The organism is Sandarakinorhabdus rubra (assembly GCF_010994245.1).
In the GTDB taxonomy this organism is placed as follows: Bacteria; Pseudomonadota; Alphaproteobacteria; order Sphingomonadales; family Sphingomonadaceae; genus Sandarakinorhabdus; species Sandarakinorhabdus rubra.
On record NZ_WMHO01000267.1, the window covers coordinates 1 to 3,114 of the forward strand.

4 protein-coding genes and 1 pseudogene are annotated in these 3,114 nt (G+C 70.8%); all 5 read left to right on the top strand.

Annotated features, from left to right (window positions below; translation table 11 throughout):
* Positions 1-200 (top strand): annotated as a pseudogene (locus tag GJV64_RS13045) (hypothetical protein); the annotation flags it as partial.
* 148 nt (positions 201-348) lie between these two features.
* Positions 349-864: a GNAT family N-acetyltransferase gene (locus tag GJV64_RS13050; RefSeq protein WP_164157756.1), complete on the top strand. Its 516-nt coding sequence runs from the start codon at positions 349-351 to the stop codon at positions 862-864.
* Positions 865-939: 75 nt separating this feature from the next.
* Entirely contained in the window at positions 940-1,458 is a 519-nt protein-coding gene (locus GJV64_RS13055; protein ID WP_235927750.1) for a DUF1285 domain-containing protein, read from the top strand.
* A gap of 71 nt (positions 1,459-1,529) precedes the next feature.
* Positions 1,530-2,054, top strand: coding sequence for a CoA pyrophosphatase (locus GJV64_RS13060; protein WP_235927748.1), 525 nt, complete (start codon positions 1,530-1,532; stop codon positions 2,052-2,054).
* A partial coding sequence (locus tag GJV64_RS13065) for a CCA tRNA nucleotidyltransferase (RefSeq protein ID WP_235927749.1) occupies positions 2,051-3,114 on the top strand: 1,064 nt, incomplete at its 3' end. The genes GJV64_RS13060 and GJV64_RS13065, both read left to right, overlap by 4 nt.

A 3,114-nucleotide genomic window follows, 5' to 3' on the forward strand; every position in this document is an offset into this window, starting at 1 on the left:
AGGCCATCGCCCGCCGCACCGCGGCTGCCACCAGCCGCATTGCCGCCGCCGAGCGCGCCGCTGCCGCCGAACTGAAGGCCGATGTCGCAGCGCAAGTGACGAAGGCGGCCGCCGCCATCATCGCCGCCCGGGCCGACAAGGATCTCCTCAACCGGCTTACTGACGAAGCCGTTGCCGGCCTCGATCGCCGCCTGCACTGATCGGGTTCATTGAAACTTCATCACCGGGCTGCTATTCCTCCCTTCATGACGCTCCTGCTGCGCCTCGACCGACGAATCTGACACTGCGCGTGACCTCGCGCAGTGCCGGTTCGCGTATCCTGATCCACCGCAGCGGAAGTTTCCTCCCTTGATCGACATCATCCCGCTCCAGCCGGGCCACGGCCCGGCCATCGATGCCCTGCTTGACCAGCGGTTCGGCCCGGCGCGCCACAACCGCACCGCCTATCGCCTGCGCGATGGCGCGGCGCTGCTGCCGGCGTTCAGCCGCGTCGCCATGGACGGCGCCACGCTGGTGGGCAGCCTGCAGTGCTGGCCGATCCGCCTGAAGAGCGTGGCCGGCGCCCGCCTGCCGCTCATCCTGCTGGGGCCGGTGGCGGTGGCGGCAGACCGTGAGGGCGAAGGCATCGCCACGCGGCTCATGCGGGACAGTCTGGCCGCGCTCGATGCCGCCGACAGCCCGCCAGTGCTGCTGATCGGCGATGCGCCCTTTTATGGCCGCTTCGGCTTTTCGGCGGCCGCCACGCGCCAGTGGCAGTTGCCCGGCCCGGTGGACCACAACCGGCTGCTGCTGCGCGGGCCGATGACCGGCCTGCCGCGCATCGCCTGGGTGGAAGCCGATGCCGGCGCCGTGAAGGTTGCCTGAACGCCGGCTTTGCCTATCTAGGGCAGGGTGAGCACCAATTCTTCAGCCGAATCGCCGGCCGACCGCTTTGCCGAGCTGCTGGCCCTGTCGCGGGGCGGCAAGCGGCTGCCGGTGGAGCGCTGGAACCCGCCGCACTGCGGGCATAGCGACATGGCGATCATGGCCGATGGCACCTGGTTCCATGCCGGCACGCCCATCGGCCGCAAGGAGCTGGTGCAGTTGTTTTCCAGCATCCTGCGGCGCGAACCGGATGGCCGCCACGTGCTGGTGACGCCGGTGGAAAAGCTCGACATCGATGTCGCCGATGCGCCGTTCGTGGCGGTGGATGCCGACTGGCAGGGCAGCGGGCCGGAGCGCCAGATCGTCTTCCGGTTGAACACCGACGAGCTGGTGGCCTGCGGGCCGGACCATGGGCTTGATGTGCGCATCGATGCCGACGGCACGCCGCGCCCCTATCTCCACGTGCGCGGCGGCCTCGTCGCGCTCGTCAACCGCGCCACCTTCTATCGGCTGGCCGATCTGGCGCTGGCGGAAGGCGGCGAGCCGCCCGGCCTGTGGAGCGGCGGCGCCTTCTTCGCCTTCATGGCCGGCTGATGCCGATCGACCGCGTCCGCAGCCTGCTTTCGCAGCCTTTCACGCCGCATCCCCACGGTGATTGGGATCTGATGCACGGGGCCCCGCCGCCGGCCACCGGCCTCACCCCGGCCGCCGTGCTGATGGCCATTTCGGACGAGCCGGAGCCGCAGCTGCTGTTCACACGCCGCACCGCACATCTGAAGCGCCATGCCGGGCAGGTCGCCTTTCCCGGTGGCCGACAGGATGAGGGCGACGAAGGCCCGATTGCCACCGCCCTGCGCGAGGCGCACGAGGAGGTGGCGCTGCCGCCCGGCGTGGTAGAGGTGCTGGGCACGCTCGATCCCTATCGCACCGGCACCGGATATCTGGTGACGCCGGTGGTGGGGGTGGTGCCTCCGGGCCTGGTGCTGCGCCCTGATCCGGGCGAGGTGGACGAGCTGTTCCACGTGCCGCTGGCCCATGTGCTCGATCCGGCCAATCACCTCAGGCAATCCGGCCAGTGGCAGGGGCAGACGCGCCATTACTGGGCGATCCGCCATGAACCGCATCTGATCTGGGGCGCCACCGCCGGCATGATTGTGGCACTGTCGCGGCGGCTGGAGCGCCTGCCGTGAAGCTGCCCACCCCTGATTGGATCACGCTGCCCGCCGGCCAGGCGCTGCTGGCGGCGCTGGACGCTGCAGCTGGCGCCACGCGGCTGGTGGGCGGCGCCGTGCGGGACGGCCTGCTGGGCCTGGCCGGCGCCGACATCGATCTCGCAACCCGCCTGGCCCCGCCCGAAGTGATGCGGCGGCTGGCCGAGGCCGGGCTGAAGGCGGTGCCGACCGGCCTTGCCCACGGCACGGTGACGGCGGTGGGGGAGGGGATCGTGGCCGAGGTGACGACCCTGCGCCGCGACGTGCAGAGCTTTGGCCGCCATGCACAAGTGGCCTTCACCGATGACTGGCAGGAGGATGCGGCGCGGCGGGATTTCACCATCAACGCGCTCTATGCCGAACTGCCCGGCGGGCAGGTGCATGATTTCTGGGGCGGGCTCGATGATCTGGCGGCACGGCGCGTGCGCTTCATCGGCGATCCGCTGCAGCGCATTGCCGAAGATCATCTGCGGATCCTCCGGTTCTTCCGCTTCTCGGCGCGTTTTGCGGCGCAGGTGGACGGCGATGGCCTGGCTGCCTGCACGGCGCGTGCCAATGATCTGATGGCCTTGAGCCGGGAACGCATCGCGCTGGAACTGCGGCTGCTGCTGGGCCTGCCCGATCCGGCCGCCATCGTGGCCCTGATGCTGGAGCGCGGCATCTTTCGCCCGGTGCTCCCCGAACTGGCGGCTGTGCGCCTGCCGGTGCTGGCCCGCACCATCGCGGCCGAAGCCGAGGCCGGCCTGGCCCCGGCCTGGGAACGCCGGCTGGCCAGCCTGCTGCCGGCCAATATCCGCGTGGCCGCCGATATCGGCGCGCGGCTGAAACTTTCCAACCCGCAGCGCAATCGGCTGGTGGCGGCGGTGCAGCCGGCCGGCGCCAATTCTCATTCGGGGCCGCCCTGGGACGCCGCCTACCGGGACGGCGCGCAGGCGGTGATCGACCGGCTGCTGATCGCCGGCGAGGCGGCAGCAGCGCGGCCGCTGATCGGCTGGCAACGCCCGAAGCTGCCGGCCTCGGGCAAGGACATCATCGCGCG